We start from the raw sequence: 17115 nt of genomic DNA, 5'->3' as shown, positions 1-17115 counted from the left end.
ATGGCAAAAAAACACTCAGCTAAAGAACAACAAATAGTTAATAAATTTCAAACTATTACAAAGGAAGCAGAACCTAAACCAAAGCTAGTAACAAATTGTGCAAGAGCATTTTTAGTTGGAGGAGTAATCTGTACTATTGGACAGGTATTCCAATTCCTTCTACTTAAATATGGATTTCCAGAAGAAGAAGTTAAAACAATATTGCCGATAGTGCTTGTTTTCTTGGGGGCTTTGTTAACTGGAGTAGGAATTTATGATAAGATAGCAAATTTTGGTGGAGCAGGCACCGTTGTACCTATTACAGGTTTTGCTAACGCGATAGTAGCTCCAGCAATTGAATTTAAAAAAGAAGGCTTTGTATTTGGAGTCGCAGCTAAGATGTTTACTATTGCAGGCCCAGTTTTAGTTTATGGAATTGGAAGCTCAGTAATAATAGGAATAGTATATTATCTTATACAAATATTTATGTAAATGTTACTGAGAATAACTATAAATAAGAAGTGTTAGGAGGAATATTGGTATGAATAACCAAAAAAATAAAAAAGTAGGTAAACATACAGTAAAGTTAAGTAATCCACCTAAGATAATAGCTACATATTCAATAGTAGGTCCAAAAGAAGGAGAAGGTCCTTTAAGAGATTACTTTGATGAAATTTTAAATGATGATACATGTGGAAAAGACAGCTATGAAAAAGCAGAAAGTGATATGATGCATACTGCTATAAGAGGTGTACTTGGAAGAACTAATTTAAAAGAAGAAGATATAGATTATCTATTTGCAGGGGACTTATTAAATCAAATTACATCATCATCTTTTGCAGCTAGACAACTTAACATTCCTTTCTTTGGATTATATGGAGCATGTTCAACAATGTCAGAATCATTAAGTGTTGCAGCTATGATGATGGATGGAGGATTTGCAAATTATGTAATAGCATCTACATCATCACATTTTAGTGCAGCTGAAAGACAATTTAGATTTCCATTAGAATATGGATCTCAAAGATGTGCAACTTGTCAATGGACTGTTACAGGTTCAGGGGCTATGTTACTTGCGAAAGAAGGGAATTTTCCTGAAGTTACTTATGTAACAACAGGAGTTGTTAAAGATTATGGAATAAAAGATCCTAATAATATGGGAGCCGCTATGGCACCAGCAGCTGTAGATACATTAGTTAGACATTTTAAAGACACAGGAAGACAACCAAACTTTTATGATGTAATAGCCACAGGTGATTTAGGGAAAGTAGGAAAAGAAATAACTAATAAATTGATGATGGAATATGGATATGATATAAGAGAAAATTATGTAGATTGTGGGGATATGATATTTGATGATGTGGTTCAAAATACAGATGCAGGTGGAAGTGGTTGTGGATGTTCTGCAGTTGTAGCAAGTGGATGTTTTTATAAAAAATTAATGAGAAAAGAGATAAAAAATGTTTTGTTGATATCTACTGGAGCATTAATGAGTACAACTTCATCTCTTCAAGGTGAAACTATTCCAGGAATTGCTCATGCAGTAGCTATTGAATATAAAGATAAATAAGTTAAGAAAGAAGGTATATTAATGCAATTTGTAAATGCATTTATCATAGGCGGAATTATTTGTGTAATTGGTCAAATATTAATGGATACTACAAAGCTTACACCAGCAAGAATATTAGTTATATTTGTTACCTTAGGTGCAATTCTAGGTGCATTTGGAATATATGATAAAATTATAGAGTTAGGTGGAGCTGGAGCTTCAGTACCATTACCTGGGTTTGGAAATTCTCTTGCAAAGGGAGCTATAAAAGCTGTAGATGAAAAAGGGTTAATTGGAGCTTTTACTGGGGGGATTACTGGAACAGCAGCTGGAATAACAGCCGCAATATTTTTTGGATATATAATGGCGTGTATTTTTAATCCTAAAACTAAATCTTAATAAAATTTTATGAGAGAATAATTTGAAATTTATAGCCTGACAATTTATACTATAAAGTGTCAGGTTATTTTTAGTTAAAATTTTTAATATAATTCATAAAAAAATTAAACAAAGCGGATATATATGTTAGAGAAAGAGAGGGATAATAATTAAATATGAAATCATATTATAGTAATAGTTCTATGAAGGTAATAGAATTACTGGAAAGCAACATAGATAAGGGGTTATCTGAAAATGAGGTAATCCAAAGAAGAGAAAACTATGGAGATAATAAAATAGATACTCCAGGACATAGAAAAAACCTAAATATATTAAAAGATTTATTTAAGCAAAAGTACATATATTTCTTTTTGGCATTTATTTTTATATTTATAATAAATAAATTTAATTTAATGGCAATTATAACAAGTGGTTTACTTATATATAACTTAATATTTAAATTATATTATGAAATAACTAGAGCGAAAGAACTTGAAATTTTACAAAGGTTAAATACATCTCAAGTATCAGTATTAAGAGATGGAATAGAAAAGCTTATAGAGGCAGAAGAATTAGTTAAAGGTGATGTAGTAAGATTTAGAAAAGGATCGTTTATATCAGCAGATATAAGAATAATAAAAAGTGAAGGATTAAAAGTAGATGAAAGAAATATAACGGGAGATAATTCTATAAAAGATAAATATGAAGCTAAATTAGATGGAGGTGTAGCTTCTTTAAGTGAAATACATAATATGTTATTTAGAGGAACCGTTATAAAAGAAGGAAATGGTATAGGGGTAGTTGTTGAAACCGGAAAGGATACTAGATTAGGAAAATTACTTACAATAATGAATAAATCAAAGGTAGACAAGCAGACCTTATCTTCTAAAATAGAAGGGTTTATTTATAAAGTATCTATATGTTTAATTTTAGTTCAATTTATATTTACTATGGTGCTTCCAGGTGGTTTAAAAGATAAAGCACAGTTATTTTTTATAGGATTACTTTGTATAATAACTATTTCTCTTCCGGATTTAATGGGGAGATATATAAAAAATACAAAGAAAAGATTAGAAAGAGACGGCTTTGAAATAATCAATTTTTCAATTATAGATAGGGTAAAGGATATAAAAGTAATTTTCCTTGAAAAAACTAATACAATAACAAAAAAAGATTTATATTTAGAGAAATTATATACAAATGAAGAAATAATATTAAAAGAAAAAATAGATTTTAAAGAAATAAATAGTAAGAGAATATTAGATATATCTATACTGTGTAATAATGCCAAATATAATAATGAAAATAAGTGGTCCAAGGGAGATATGTTTGAAGTTGCTTATATGAAGTTTGGAGCAGAAAAAGATATATTTAAAGGAGCATTAGAAAGTTCAAATAGAAGAATATTTGAGATGCCAAGGGATTCAAGCAGAAATTTATATACAACTATAAATAAGGGAGACAAAGGATTTAGAGCTAATACTAGAGGTTCTTTGGATAGTGTTTTAGATTCATGCACCCATATACTGGTGAATGGAATAGAGAGAGAGTTAACAGTAGAGGATATAAATAAAATTAAAATGACAGATATGATATTCAAAAGAGAAGGATTAATAACCGATGCTTTTGCATACAGAAGTTTTAATTACGAACCCTCAAAACTTGAAAATATAGAAAGTAACTTAGTGTTTGTAGGATTAGCTGCTTTAAGCAACCCACTAGTAGATGGAATAAAAGAGAAAATTGAAAAGATAATGGAAAAGGGGATTTTACCTATAATATTTACAGATGATAATAAGATTTCTAGTGAAATTTTAGGAAGAAATATAGGAATTATAAGGTCTTCTAAAGAAGTAATTTCAGGGGTAGAGCTCGAAGCATTAAGTAAAGATGAGTTTTATAAGGTAATTTCAAGGGTGAGAGTATTCTGTAGATTAAGTCCAACATTAAAAACAACAATAGTAAATACATTTAAAGAAGATGGATATAAAATAGCCTGTGAAGGTGAAACCTTAGGAGATTTATCTATTGTTAATTTAGCTGATTTTAGTGTTGCAAAAGGAGAAGCAACTTCATTATTAAAAAGAAGCTGTGATGTATATAGTGAAAAAGGTGTGATTAGTACTTTTAATAAGTTAAACATAGAAAATTATAACTTATATAAAGGTATAAATAATGCATTGATGATATATATAATAGGAATATTAGCAGAATTAATTACTTTAAATTTCAATTATTTATTAACAGATAAAATTATTTTCAATGAATATACTATATTATTAGCTAACTTTGTTTTCCTTACTCCTATAATGCTTTTGAACATGTTATATAGAAAAGAAGATAAAAGTAAAAATAAAATACTTATAGAAGTAGGTTTAGTTAGTATATTAGTTTCAACAGCAGTATTTATATTACCAGAGCAAAGTGAATTTTCATTATTTATGATAATAGGGGGTATTTTAATACTTAATACGCTAATTAACTCTAATATTAGCTTTAGATCATTAAATAAAGGTTTAAAGCCAACATTATTAGTGATACTTATATATTTATTTATAGGAGCATTGTTATTTGTTGTAAATTCAATAACATATAATAAAGATATGATAATTATAATTTCAGCAAGTATAATAACTTTTCTTATAGGAGATATAATTATTAAAAAATGGCAAAACTCATAATAAGAGGTGATGCCATGTATTTAGATGGAATAGATCAAGAGAAAGATCATTTGATATATATTTTTCTTATCTTTATTTTATCTTCAGTAGTATATGAAATATATTCAAAATATAATTGGCTAGCTATATTAATAGCTAGCTGTTTTTTTATTATGATTTATATATACAAGAGAGGAAGATTTTTAATTTTAATTAGTCTCTTTTTTACAATTTCTTTATTAAATAATATATGTTATTTTAATTATAAACCTAGTAATACAGAAATAATTAGAGTTGTTTCTTTAAATGGATATGGTGCAGTTGGTAAAATAGAGGGAAGAGAAGTTTACTTAGAGGGAGATTTAAAAGAGTTAAAAATAGGCGAAAGATTAGCTGTAAAAGGAAAGTTTACAAAGGATATAAAAATAAGTAAAGGAAATCTAGGGATATATAAGATAATAGATTATAAGAAAATAGCTGATGATTTAATAAGTAAGGTATATAAGATTAGAGAAAATATATTTTATAAAATTAGAAATAAGCTAGGGAGTAGAAGAGCAGCCTTAATTACTTCAATTTCTTTTGGATATACTAATTTTTTGGATGAAGAAGATAGAAATGATATGAAAACCTTGGGAGTTACACATGTTATAGCGGTATCTGGATTACATATGGCTATTGTTTATAGTGTACTTATGAAGGTATTTGGAAAATCTTTAACTCCATTTATTGCATTTATATATGTTATATTTACGGGAGCTTCATTATCTACTGTAAGAGCATATATAATGCTATTATGTATGAATTTAGCAGTACCATTACGAAGAAAATATAACCCTTTAGCTGCATTATCTTTAGCTGGAGTAATATTACTTATAATTGAACCACAAGGAGTATTTAAAATTGGATTTCAATTATCGTTTTTAGCAACATTAGGGATAATATTATTTAATAAAAAAATAAATAAATCTTTATATAAGTTACCTAAATATATAAGAGAAAGTTTATCTATTTGCATTTCAGCTCAAATATTTACTTTTCCAGCTCTTTTAATATATTTTCAAGAATTTTCATTAGGATTTATAATAGGGAATTTATTAATATCACCATTAATAACTATAATAGTAATATTGGGGAATTTATTAGCTATTGTATCTTTTACAACTGAAATCTTTAATTACATATGTTTTATAGCATATTATATAACTGATTTTTTAGATTATATAACTGAAAGCTTAATAAATATATTACCACCAATTACCTACCTAAATGAAAATATAGCACTAATGTATATGTCTATACTCATAAGTTCATATTTTTATAAAAAAGGATTCAAAAGGTTTATTTATATGCCATTATTATTTCTTGTATATATATCTATATTGATATATAGTCCCATACCTAAAATCAAATACTATAAAGAGGGAGCTATATTATTAAGTTATAAAGGAGATAGAATGTTACTTACATTAAAGAAAGATATAGATTTAAAAAAAATTAAAAATATTTCTTTAGCAAATAAAGTTTATAAGGAAGGAAAGTTTATAAAAATAGGTGATAATACTTATTTGAAGAGTAAAGGTAAGGATTTTCAACTAAATAATAATGGTAAGGTTTATTTGTTAGCATTAAGCAAACAGAAAAGTAACTCAGATTATGATATAATAAATTTTAGAAGAGGAGACTTTGATGAAATTATGATATTTTCAGATAAAGTGTTAATATTAGATTAGGAAAGGTGGATTATCTTGATAAATTTAGATGGTTTAGAAACTGAGATTAAAAGAGGGCAAGTAGATAATTCATATATTTTTTGCGGATTAGATGAAGAGTTAATTAAGGAAGGAATTAAAAAAATAATATATAAAGTTTTAGATAAAGACTTTTTAGATTTGAATTATATAAAGTTAGATGGTATGTCAACAACTATAGAAGATATAATGAATGCTTGTGAAACAATGCCTTTTATGGGAGAAAAAAAAGTTGTTGTTGTATATAGAGCTAACTTTTTAAAAGAAAAATCTGATAGCACAAATTCTAAAATATATAAAGATGTATCAAGTTACTTGAAGGATTTACCATCATATACTGTGCTTATAATGTATTATTTATTTAATGATAAAAGAGATACTCCTAAAAAAAATAAAAAATTATCTACATTAGGAAAAGTATCTAAAATAGTTCATTGTGAAAAATTAAAAAAAGATAAGTATTATAAAAAAGTTGAAGAAATATTTAAATCTAATGGTGGAGAAATAGGAAAAATTGAAGTAAGGTATTTTGCAGAGAAAGTACAAAATAATTTTGATGTAATAAAAAGAGAAGTAGATAAATTAATTACATATGCTAATGGTAGACCTATTAATAAAAAGGATATAGACAAATTAATACCAAATAAAAGTGAAGATGATATTTTTGATTTGATAGATTTAATTTCTCAAAGAAAGGCTGAAAAAGCAATAGATTTAATGGATGAACTTTTATTTAAAGCAGATCAACATATGCTTATAATAACTAATATAGAAAATAACTTTAAAAGGTTATATGAAATGAAAATTTTAATAAATAAAGGTAAAAGAGTAGATGAGCTTGTAAATAGATTTAGACTTCCAACCTTTATAGTAGAAAAACTTATGGGACAATGTAATAAGTTTACTACCAGTCAATTACAGCAACTTATGAAACTTTGTTTAGAAACTGAGAGGAAAATAAAATCTTCTAGTGTAGATAAAAAAACAGAAATGGAGTTAATGTTATTTAAAGCTTTTATGATTAAGTAAAATTATGTAAAATAATAGCCGGTCCAATGGACCGGCTTTTATTTTATTACGCCATAGCGTTTAACTTTGCAGCTAATCTTGACTTCTTTCTAGCTACCATGTTCTTGTGACATACTCCCTTTTGAGCAGCCATATCTAAAGCTTTAACAGCCTTAGGGAAAAGAACCTTAGCTTCTTCTGCATTGTTTGCAGCAACAGCAGCTTCAAACTTCTTTATAGCAGTTTTTAAAGCTGATTTTATCATTCTGTTTTGAGCAGTTTTAGCTTCTGTAACCTTAATTCTCTTTTTTGCTGATTTAATGTTTGCCATTTCTATTTCACCCCCTTAAGATTTTATAGGGCCTCTTTGCAGCTTTGGGGAAATCTGCGTTCGAGTTTGTTTTTTAACATACTAGATTATATCATTGAAACTTTGTAAGTTCAAGTATTAAATTAAAACATTAAGGAAAAATAAGAAGGACAGAAGAAAAAATGGAGGTTTTTTTATGATAAATGTAAGAACTGATTTAGCTATAGAAGCAAAAGATATGTATACTCAGGAAAATAAAAGAGAACTTGATGGAGTTATTGTAGAAGAAGAACAGGAGGAAGATATAAAAATTACAACTGTTACAATTGAAACAGATAAAGCAGGAGAAGAACTTGGAAAACCAGCAGGAAATTATATAACCATAGATTTCCCAGAATTTACCCATTATGATGGAGAATCTATGGATAAGGTTTCAAAGGTTGTTGCAAATGTATTAAGAAGACTTGTAGATATTTCAGAAGAAAAAACTGCATTAGTAGTTGGTTTAGGAAACTGGAAGGTTACACCAGATGCATTAGGACCAAAAGTTACAGAAAAAATAATGGTAACAAGACATTTAAAAGAGGTAATGCCTGATATTATGGATGAATCTGTAAGACCGGTATGTTGTATTGCTCCAGGGGTGCTTGGAATTACAGGAATAGAGACAGGTGAAATAGTAAAATCATTAGTTGATAGAATTAAGCCAGATTTAGTTATTTGTATAGATGCACTTGGTTCAAGAAAATTAGAAAGAGTAAATAGAACAATACAAATAGGTGATACAGGTATTTCACCAGGTGCTGGTGTTGGAAATCATAGAATGAAAATAAATAAAGAGAGTTTAGGAGTAAAAGTAATTGCTATAGGTGTTCCTACAGTAGTTGATGCAGCAACTATAGCTAATGATACTATAGATCTTTTATTAGATGAACTTATAGGAAAAGCAGAAACAGGAAAAGAATTTTACAATATGCTAAAATCAGTAGATAAAGTTGAAAAGAGTGCATTAATAAAAGAAATATTAAATCCTTTTGTTGGAGATTTAATGGTAACTCCAAAAGATGTAGATACAGTTATTGATTCTTTATCTAAAATAATATCAAATGGGATAAATATGGCTATACAACCTAATTTAGATATGGAGGATATAAACAAGTTTATGAATTAAATAATTATAATACTCTACATATAAAAGTATTGTATATATGTAGAGTATTTTTTACTTTTAAAATAATTTAAATTGTAAAGTTAAAAATAAGAATAATTAAGTAACCTAATAAATATATATATATTAGGTGAGGGGGAGTTACAGTGTATGAAGTAAGAGGACGAAGTGGCGTTAATTCAATGGGCAGAAGAGGGAGAGTAAACTCCAAAGGAAATACAAAGTTTAGCATGGGATACATACTAATGATTATAGCAATTCTTGTATTTTTTATAAGGGCATTAAGTGTAGTAGATAGTTATTATGAAAGAGGAGGATATGCATACGTTCAACTTTTAAATTTTGGAATGCCTGTAGTAAAGACACAAGTATATAATAAAGGAGATTTTGTTGAAAATAGATTATCAGTAGAAAAGATAATAATACAAGCTTTAGGTTTGGGAAATATAAATACATCAGCAATTGTCGGAAAAGAATTAAGTCTTTTTAAAGGTGTAGTTGGTGATTGTACACCAGATAAATCTTTAGCTAGATTAAAACCTTTTAGTCTAAATGATAATAGTATTGCAAAACTTTCTCCAGAGGAAATTGCAGAGCTTAATAAAGTTAGTGATGCATATGATCCAACTTTAAAGAAAGCCTTAGATAATTCTAAACCAGAAGTGTTAATTTATCATACTCATACAATGGAGTATTACGCAGAGGCAGGAAAGGAAACTACAGATAGTAATTTTAATGTAGTTGGTGTTGGAGATATTCTAGCAAAGGAACTAGAAGAAGGGTATGGGATTTCAGTAATACATGATAAAACAAATCATTCATTAGAGTATAATGATAGTTATCTTAGATCAGAAGAAACATTAAAGAGCTACCTAAATAAATATGGAGACTTTAAGCTTGTAATTGATTTGCATAGAGACTCCTTAGATCCAGGTAAAAGAGTAACTGGTGAATTAAATGGACAAGAGTTAGCTAAATTTATGTTTGTAAGGACAGAAAATAGTCCAAGATATGCTGCAAATGAAGCTTTGACAGATAAGTTATATGGAATATCAACATCATTATATCCAGAAATAACAAGAAAAATTATGACATATGAAATTGGTAAAAATGCATTTAATCAAGGCTTAAGTGATAATTCTATATTAATAGAAGTAGGATTTAATACTAATACAGCTCAAGAAGCAAAATTAACAGCAAAATATATAGCTAGAGTATTAGCAGAACATTTAAATAGACAATAAATGAATAAAATATAAAAAAATGAGCATCCTTATAGATATAAATTTAGGGGGTGCTTATTTTTGTCCATAAAAAAATTTATTTTAGGAACTATAATTTTTACAGTAATAGTTATACTAGGGTTTACAAGTGTAAATATAGTAACAACAAAAGCATTATCTCCTACAGGTAATGGAGAAGATAATTATGCTATGGTTAGTGAGGAGTTCGGAGAAGATTTTGAGGAATTTATAAAGGATAATGCTACAGTAAAAATTTACACACCTGCAAATGAAGAAGATAATACAACTATAAAGATCGATGACAAAGAGTTTAGAATAAAAAAGGAAAATCCATTTATAAAGGCATTTTCACAAGTAACATCTAATATATCAATAAAATTAAACAGTATAAAGAATAAAATAGATGGAAAACTAAAAAAAGAAAAAAAAGAAAATAAAGATACTAATAGTAAGTTAGATAATATAGTAGATGACTTTATAAAAGAAAGAGAAAAGAAAGAATCACAAAAGGAAAATATAGATAAAGATAATACTAAAACAAGTTCTGAAGAAGAAGTTAATAAAGATCAAAATAATACAGAACAACAGATAGAAGAAAAATTACATGAATAGCTTTAAATACTTTTACTTGACACATAATGTAACTTTTGTGATATAATTTAGCTGATTTAATTATAATGGGGGTGAAATAGCTATTAATAGATTTTATTAATAGTTTAGATATATGAAAAGTAATAGACAAGAACGTATTAGAAATTTTTCAATTGTTGCACATATAGATCACGGTAAGTCAACCCTAGCAGATAGATTATTAGAAGCTACAGGAACTCTTACTCAAAGAGAAATGGAAGAACAAATTCTAGATAATATGGAACTAGAAAGGGAAAGAGGAATTACAATTAAGTCTCAAGCAGCTAGACTTATATATAAAAGAGAAGATGGTGAAGAGTATATATTAAATCTTATAGATACTCCTGGACATGTGGATTTCACATATGAAGTTTCAAGAAGCTTAGCTGCTTGTGAAGGTGCTGTACTTGTTGTAGATGCAACTCAAGGGGTTCAAGCTCAAACTTTAGCAAATTGTTATTTAGCTTTAAATAATGATTTAGAAATAGCTCCAGTTATAAATAAAGTTGATTTACCATCAGCAAGACCAGAAGAAATAATGCAAGAAATAGAAGATGTTATAGGTATTGAAGCACATGATGCACCATTAATATCAGCAAAAACAGGTTTAAATATAGGTGATGTATTAGAAGCTGTAGTTGAGAAGATTCCAGCGCCAACAGGAGATGAAGAAGCTCCACTTAAAGCTTTAATATTTGATTCATACTATGATAGCTATAAAGGCGTTGTTTCATATGTAAGAATAAAAGACGGAATAGTAAAACCGGGAACTAAAATAAAGTTAATGGCTACTAATAAAGTTTATGAAGTAACAGAAGTTGGAGTGTTTACACCTAAATTACTTCCAATTTCAGAATTAAGAGCTGGTGATGTTGGTTATATAGCAGCTTCAATTAAAAATGTAAGAGATGCAAGAGTTGGAGATACCATAACTGATGCAGATAGACCAACAGATGCAGCTTTAGAAGGATATAAACCAGCTATACCTATGGTTTATTCAGGTATTTATCCAGTAGATGGAGCTAAATATCAAGAACTTAAGGATGCATTAGAAAAATTACAAATAAACGATGCAGCTTTAAACTTTGAACCAGAAACTTCAATAGCTTTAGGCTTTGGATTTAGATGTGGGTTCTTAGGTTTATTACATATGGAAATAATACAAGAAAGAATAGAAAGAGAATTTAATTTAGATATTATTACAACTGCACCATCAGTTATTTATAAAGTTATAAAAACTAATGGTGAAATAATAGAACTTACAAATCCAACAAATCTTCCACCAGCTACAGAAATAGATTATATGGAAGAGCCAGTAGTAAGAGGAAGTATAATTTCTCCATCAGATTATGTTGGCGCAGTTATGGAGTTATGTCAAGAAAGAAGAGGAACTTTTATTGACATGCAATACTTAGAAGAAACAAGAGTATCTATAAATTATGAAATTCCATTGAATGAAATAGTTTATGATTTCTTTGATACATTAAAATCAAGAACTAGAGGATATGCATCATTAGATTATGAGTTTAAGGGATATACAAGAACAGAGCTTGTAAAACTTGATATAATGTTAAATGGAGATGTGGTTGATGCTTTATCTATGATAGTTCCTAAAGAAAGAGCTTATGATAAGGGAAGAGGAATAGCAGAAAAGTTAAAAGAAATTATTCCAAGACAAATGTTTGAAGTGCCAATTCAAGCAGCAGTAGGTTCAAAAATTATAGCTAGAGAAACAGTTAAGGCTATGAGAAAAGACGTACTTGCTAAATGTTATGGTGGAGATATATCAAGAAAGAAAAAGCTACTTGAAAAGCAAAAAGAAGGAAAGAAGAGAATGAGACAGGTAGGTTCTGTTGAAGTGCCACAAGAAGCATTTATGGCAGTCCTTAAAGTAGATTAATTAAAAAGATATTAAGTTTATGTTTTCATAATCTTAATATCTTTTTTCTATTTATTAATCTTTTAAAAATATAGTTTCAATAAATTTAAATGAATCAGCTAAGTCTATGCTATCTGCTAAAAGTTTTAAGAAAGGAACAAAATTGTAATTATCCATTTCTATAAGTTTAGAAATCTTAGGGTTTATTCTAAAATAATTATCTTTTAATAAAACATTACAGTACATATTATCTAAATCACACATTCCATCCATAACAAGTGATAATAGAGGTGAATTCATTTTTGCAAATAAGCGAAAGGACCATTGAGATATTCCCCAATTAGAAGTAGATTTAGTTATTCTATAAGGACTATCTCCTGTGCCAATAGATAACAATTTTATGTTTTGTTTAAAATCAATGTTAGGAAAAGCATCTATACAATGAAAAACAGAAATAGTAGTAGGAGAGTTAGCAACTACACCACCATCAATAAAATTTTTGTGTGATGGAAAAAATGTAGGGGCTGCTGAACTAGCAAGAGCAACATCTATAATATTATAATTAATAGTTTTATTATCAGTTAGATTATTAAAAAATACAGGCTCCCAATGTTTAGAGTTAAGTCCAGTAACATTAAATGAAGGGATACATACATATTTAGGTAAATCTTTTAGCGTTAAATTTTCTGGAAAGTATTTTAATAACACTGATTTTAAATTTTTATTATTAAATTTAGGTCTAAATAAGTTAAGACGAGGTTTAGAAAAAATAGTTTTAGTTATTTCATGACTATATAAATTATCAACATCATTTACAGAAAGCCCACTAGCTAAGGCTAATGCAATTAATGAACCAGTTGAAGTTCCTGCAAATAAATCTATATTATCTAATAGGTCTGGATATTCTTCGCATAATCTTTTTAAAATTCTAATAGATAAAGCTCCTTTTATACCACCACCATCAAAAGAAATTATTTTTAAAGATTTCAATTTTATAAGCTCCTTTTAAATTGTTCTATAATTACAGTATTCAAAAATAAAAGTAGTGTTATTGAATATTTTAAAATAATATAGATATAAATTTGTAATTATTTATAGCATTAACCAATATATTTATTATGACTATATAAATATTAAAAGGTGGGGATGTTATGTTAGAAGCAAATTTAAGGGATGTTAAAGTTAAGGGAAAGGTTATAAGAAACCTAGGTTACTCTACAGGAACATTGAGAAGAAAAAATGGAGAAATACTTCCAATATCCATTTTAGGGCATAAATTAAATACTTACTTATCAAGACATGGATTAAAGACTAACATTACAATAAAATTAGAGGGGTTAATAATAAATTCTAAAATAGATAGAATTCAAAGAGATTTAATTTTTCATAATGCAATTAATATAGACTTAATAGAGATATAAAAATATGTGAATACTAATAAAAAGAATTCTTTAAGTAAAGAGTTCTTTTTATTAGCTAAATAATTATAAGTATTATATTATAATATTATAATTAAGCTAAATAGAAAGAGAGTGAGATAAATGAAAGAGATATCATTATATGTACATATTCCTTTTTGTAAACAAAAGTGTTTGTATTGCGATTTTCCTTCTTACGCATCTTTAGAAATGCTAATGGATGATTATGTAGATGCTTTAAGTAAGGAAATTGAGGAAAAAGGAAAAGGTTATTTAATTAAGAGTATATTTATAGGTGGAGGAACTCCATCATATTTAAGTGAAAGTCAAATAAAAAGAGTATTAGATTCTATTAATAAGCTTAATAAGGCAAAAGATATAGAATTTTCAATGGAGTGTAATCCAGGAGCCTTAGAGGAAGAAAAGCTTAAAACTATGCTTTTAGGTGGAGTTAATAGAATTAGTATGGGTTTACAAGCAAGACAAGATTCTTTATTAAAAACTTTAGGAAGAATTCATACCTTTGATGAATTTGTAGAAAATTTCAATTTAGCTAGAAAAATTGGATTTAATAATATAAATGTTGATTTGATGTTTGGGCTTCCAAATCAAAAATTAGAAGATTGGATAGAGACTTTAGAGACAATAGTGAAACTTAAACCAGATCATATTTCAGCCTATAGTTTAATAATAGAAGAAGGAACTTGTTTTTATAATATGTATAACAACAATAAATTAAGGCTACCTTCAGAAGAAGAAGAACGAGAAATGTATGCTATAACAAAAGATATTTTAAGTGTTCACGGATATCATCAATATGAAATCTCTAATTATTCAAAAGAAGGTTGTGAATGTTTACATAATAAAATATATTGGGAATGTAAGCCTTATTTAGGGTTAGGTGCATCTGCAAGCTCCTTTGTAGATGGGTATAGATTTAAAAATTTAGATAATGTAAAAGAATATGTTAGACGAATTAAATTAAATGAAGATGTTATAGACGAAAAAATAAAAAACTCCATAGAGGACAATATTGAAGAGTTTATGTTTATGGGAGTTAGATTAATAGATGGAATAAGTAAAGAGGAATTTAAAGTTAGATTTGGAAGAGATGTTAACAGTATATATAAAGAAATAATAGCGAAAAATATAAAAGCTGGATTATTAGAAGAGGATAATAAAAAACTAAGGTTAACCTCTAAGGGGATTGAATTATCTAATATTGTAATGAGTGATTTTATATTAGATAGTAAGTAAAAATCAAACTTAATAGATAATGATAGAGATAGTTAGAAAAAAAGAGAAAAATACAATTAATTTATTATATTAGCAATATAATATTTATTTTAAATATTTATTAGATTGACAAAAAAAACTATAAGGAATATATTGATATTGTAGTCATTAGCACTCGACTTAAATGAGTGCTAACAGGTAGAGGTGATGTCATGGCTATTGATGAAAGAAAAATAAAAATACTTCAGGCTATCATTAATGATTATATAATTACAGGAGAACCTGTTGGTTCAAGAACAATAGCAAAAAGATATGACCTAGGAGTTGGTTCAGCAACCATAAGAAATGAAATGGCAGATTTAGAAGAGATGGGTTACTTAGAGCAACCTCATACATCATCAGGGAGGATACCTTCTAATAAGGGGTATAGACTATATGTAGATAAATTAATGAATGCTGAGAGTTTAAGTAAAGAAGAAGAACTTAAAATCAAAGAATATATTATTAATTCTGCAATGTATGAAGTTGATAAAATTGTAAAACAGGCATGCACATTACTTTCAGAGCTTACAAATCTAACTTGTATAGTAGAAACTCCATCTGTTAAAAGGAGTTATATAAAATCTATTCAGTTATTGATGATAGATAACCATAACTTAGTTTCAGTAATAGTTGCAGATAGTGGAGTTATAAAAAATCATAGAATAAGAGTTAGAGAAATGCCAGGAAGAGAAACTCTTCAAAGAATAAATGAAATCTTAAATTTAAGACTTAGAAATTTAACTATTGAAGAGATAAATCTTGAAGTAATAAGTAATTTGAAAAATGAACTAGAAGGATATGACGAATTATTTAATGCAATTTTACCAGCACTTTATGAAACACTTAAGGAAGTAAAACATTCAGACATTTTAGTAGAAGGTGCAACAAATATATTTAATTATCCAGAGTATAACGATATTGAAAAGGCAAAAGAAATCCTATCTTTAATAAATGACAAGGATTGTGTAATAGAACTTTTGGAGTCTCCTGGAGATATATCTATAAAAATTGGAGAAGAAAATTATTTTCCTGAAGCAAAAGAGTGCTCTGTAATTTCAGCTGAATACTCTTTAGATGGAAGACCAATAGGAACTATAGGATTAATTGGCCCAAGAAGAATAAATTATTCTAAAGTTATTGCTATAATGGGGCAAGTTATGAAAGAGTTAAATAGAAGCCTTAGAAATCAAAGTATTGAATAAAATAGAGACGAGGTGTTGTTATGGAAGATAACAAAGAGTTTAAAGAGGAAGAAATTAAGGGTGAAACTGCTAATGTTGAAGTAGAAGAAGATATGGATACTTGTGATGAAGAAGTATCACAAGAAGCAGAAGAAGTTAAAGAAGAAAGTAAAGACGGGTGGAATCCGTTAAAAACAACTAAAAAATTAAAAGAAGAAAATAAGAAATTAAGTAATGAAGTAGAAGCTTTAAAAGATAGATTGCTAAGAATGTCAGCTGAATATGAAAATTTCAGAAAAAGAACAGCTAAAGAAAAAGAAGGTATATATACAGATGCTTGTACAGACGTATTAAAAGAAATGTTACCTGTTTTAGATAACCTTGAAAGAGCACTTCTTGCAGAAGGAAGTATAGATGATGTTAAGAAAGGAATTGAAATGACAATCAAAGGAGTTTCAGGATCTTTCGAAAAACTTGGGGTTGAAGAAATTGATGCCACAGGAGAATTTGATCCAAATCTTCATCAGGCTGTAATGCATGTACAAGATGAAAACTTTAATGCAAATTCAATAGCAGAAGTATTCCAAAAGGGATACAAAAGAGGAGATAAGGTTATAAGATATACAATGGTTAAAGTAGCCAACTAGTAATAATAAATTTAAAAAAGAATTAATTGAAAAAG

16 protein-coding genes are annotated in these 17115 nt (G+C 27.7%); 14 read left to right on the top strand and 2 right to left on the bottom strand.

From position 1 onward, the window contains the following. The 6 genes from spoVAC (at position 1) to holA (ending at position 7346) form a co-directional block, all read left to right on the top strand. Complete coding sequence (gene spoVAC / locus BTM21_RS07800; RefSeq protein WP_079481242.1) at positions 1-471, top strand: stage V sporulation protein AC; 471 nt, start codon at positions 1-3, stop codon at positions 469-471. A gap of 49 nt (positions 472-520) precedes the next feature. Continuing rightward, entirely contained in the window at positions 521-1549 is a 1029-nt protein-coding gene (gene spoVAD / locus BTM21_RS07795; RefSeq protein WP_021875262.1) for a stage V sporulation protein AD, read from the top strand. Positions 1550-1570: 21 nt separating this feature from the next. Then, entirely contained in the window at positions 1571-1927 is a 357-nt protein-coding gene (spoVAE, locus tag BTM21_RS07790) for a stage V sporulation protein AE (RefSeq protein WP_021875263.1), read from the top strand. A 155-nt stretch (positions 1928-2082) separates the two neighbouring features. Next, positions 2083-4587: a P-type ATPase actuator domain-containing protein gene (locus BTM21_RS07785; protein ID WP_079481243.1), complete on the top strand. Its 2505-nt coding sequence runs from the start codon at positions 2083-2085 to the stop codon at positions 4585-4587. A 14-nt stretch (positions 4588-4601) separates the two neighbouring features. After that, positions 4602-6299, top strand: coding sequence for a ComEC/Rec2 family competence protein (locus BTM21_RS07780; protein ID WP_021875265.1), 1698 nt, complete (start codon positions 4602-4604; stop codon positions 6297-6299). Positions 6300-6314: 15 nt separating this feature from the next. Continuing rightward, positions 6315-7346 carry a DNA polymerase III subunit delta gene (holA, locus tag BTM21_RS07775; RefSeq protein ID WP_021875266.1) on the top strand — a complete coding sequence of 344 codons (1032 nt, stop codon included), beginning with the start codon at positions 6315-6317 and terminating at the stop codon, positions 7344-7346. Positions 7347-7392: 46 nt separating this feature from the next. Here holA and rpsT read toward each other — a convergent pair whose 3' ends face one another. Further along, entirely contained in the window at positions 7393-7656 is a 264-nt protein-coding gene (gene rpsT, locus BTM21_RS07770; protein ID WP_021875267.1) for a 30S ribosomal protein S20, read from the bottom strand. Positions 7657-7831: 175 nt separating this feature from the next. On the opposite strand from rpsT, the gene gpr reads away from it, so the two are divergent. The 4 genes from gpr to lepA all read left to right on the top strand — a co-directional run bounded on the left by gpr (position 7832) and on the right by lepA (position 12577). Continuing rightward, positions 7832-8806, top strand: coding sequence for a GPR endopeptidase (gpr, locus tag BTM21_RS07765; protein WP_021875268.1), 975 nt, complete (start codon positions 7832-7834; stop codon positions 8804-8806). A 143-nt stretch (positions 8807-8949) separates the two neighbouring features. After that, positions 8950-10047, top strand: a complete 1098-nt coding sequence (locus BTM21_RS07760) for a stage II sporulation protein P (protein ID WP_021875269.1) — start codon at positions 8950-8952, stop codon at positions 10045-10047. A gap of 60 nt (positions 10048-10107) precedes the next feature. Further along, positions 10108-10659: a hypothetical protein gene (locus BTM21_RS13835; protein WP_021875270.1), complete on the top strand. Its 552-nt coding sequence runs from the start codon at positions 10108-10110 to the stop codon at positions 10657-10659. Between the two features lie 112 nt (positions 10660-10771). Beyond that, positions 10772-12577 carry a translation elongation factor 4 gene (gene lepA, locus BTM21_RS07750; protein ID WP_021875271.1) on the top strand — a complete coding sequence of 602 codons (1806 nt, stop codon included), beginning with the start codon at positions 10772-10774 and terminating at the stop codon, positions 12575-12577. Between the two features lie 54 nt (positions 12578-12631). On the opposite strand, the gene BTM21_RS07745 is transcribed toward lepA, so the two are convergent. Continuing rightward, positions 12632-13546, bottom strand: coding sequence for a patatin-like phospholipase family protein (locus BTM21_RS07745; protein WP_021875272.1), 915 nt, complete (start codon positions 13544-13546; stop codon positions 12632-12634). Positions 13547-13707: 161 nt separating this feature from the next. On the opposite strand from BTM21_RS07745, the gene BTM21_RS07740 reads away from it, so the two are divergent. From BTM21_RS07740 to grpE, 4 genes are all read left to right on the top strand, one after another. Further along, positions 13708-13977 carry a hypothetical protein gene (locus BTM21_RS07740; RefSeq protein WP_021875273.1) on the top strand — a complete coding sequence of 90 codons (270 nt, stop codon included), beginning with the start codon at positions 13708-13710 and terminating at the stop codon, positions 13975-13977. Positions 13978-14097: 120 nt separating this feature from the next. Further along, the gene (gene hemW / locus BTM21_RS07735) at positions 14098-15231 is read left to right on the top strand and encodes a radical SAM family heme chaperone HemW (RefSeq protein ID WP_079481245.1); all 1134 of its coding nucleotides are present in this window, start codon (positions 14098-14100) and stop codon (positions 15229-15231) included. Between the two features lie 191 nt (positions 15232-15422). Then, the gene (gene hrcA / locus BTM21_RS07730; RefSeq protein ID WP_021875275.1) at positions 15423-16454 is read left to right on the top strand and encodes a heat-inducible transcriptional repressor HrcA; all 1032 of its coding nucleotides are present in this window, start codon (positions 15423-15425) and stop codon (positions 16452-16454) included. Between the two features lie 20 nt (positions 16455-16474). Then, positions 16475-17080: a nucleotide exchange factor GrpE gene (grpE, locus tag BTM21_RS07725; protein WP_021875276.1), complete on the top strand. Its 606-nt coding sequence runs from the start codon at positions 16475-16477 to the stop codon at positions 17078-17080. Positions 17081-17115: the final 35 nt, after the last annotated feature.

Origin of the sequence: Clostridium chauvoei, from assembly GCF_002327185.1 — a bacterium.
GTDB classification, from domain to species: Bacteria; Bacillota; Clostridia; order Clostridiales; family Clostridiaceae; genus Clostridium; species Clostridium chauvoei.
The sequence above is the reverse complement of the archived record's forward strand: the minus strand, read 5'-3'. Positions and strand labels throughout refer to the sequence as shown.

Coding starts and splice junctions, on each gene's coding strand:
- spoVAC (WP_079481242.1), top strand. CDS start 1: ATGGCAAAAAAACACTCAGCTAAAGAACAACAAATAGTTAATAAATTT.
- spoVAD (WP_021875262.1), top strand. CDS start 521: ATGAATAACCAAAAAAATAAAAAAGTAGGTAAACATACAGTAAAGTTA.
- spoVAE (WP_021875263.1), top strand. CDS start 1,571: ATGCAATTTGTAAATGCATTTATCATAGGCGGAATTATTTGTGTAATT.
- BTM21_RS07785 (WP_079481243.1), top strand. CDS start 2,083: ATGAAATCATATTATAGTAATAGTTCTATGAAGGTAATAGAATTACTG.
- BTM21_RS07780 (WP_021875265.1), top strand. CDS start 4,602: ATGTATTTAGATGGAATAGATCAAGAGAAAGATCATTTGATATATATT.
- rpsT (WP_021875267.1), bottom strand. CDS start 7,656: ATGGCAAACATTAAATCAGCAAAAAAGAGAATTAAGGTTACAGAAGCT.
- gpr (WP_021875268.1), top strand. CDS start 7,832: ATGATAAATGTAAGAACTGATTTAGCTATAGAAGCAAAAGATATGTAT.
- lepA (WP_021875271.1), top strand. CDS start 10,772: ATGAAAAGTAATAGACAAGAACGTATTAGAAATTTTTCAATTGTTGCA.
- BTM21_RS07740 (WP_021875273.1), top strand. CDS start 13,708: ATGTTAGAAGCAAATTTAAGGGATGTTAAAGTTAAGGGAAAGGTTATA.
- hemW (WP_079481245.1), top strand. CDS start 14,098: ATGAAAGAGATATCATTATATGTACATATTCCTTTTTGTAAACAAAAG.
- hrcA (WP_021875275.1), top strand. CDS start 15,423: ATGGCTATTGATGAAAGAAAAATAAAAATACTTCAGGCTATCATTAAT.
- grpE (WP_021875276.1), top strand. CDS start 16,475: ATGGAAGATAACAAAGAGTTTAAAGAGGAAGAAATTAAGGGTGAAACT.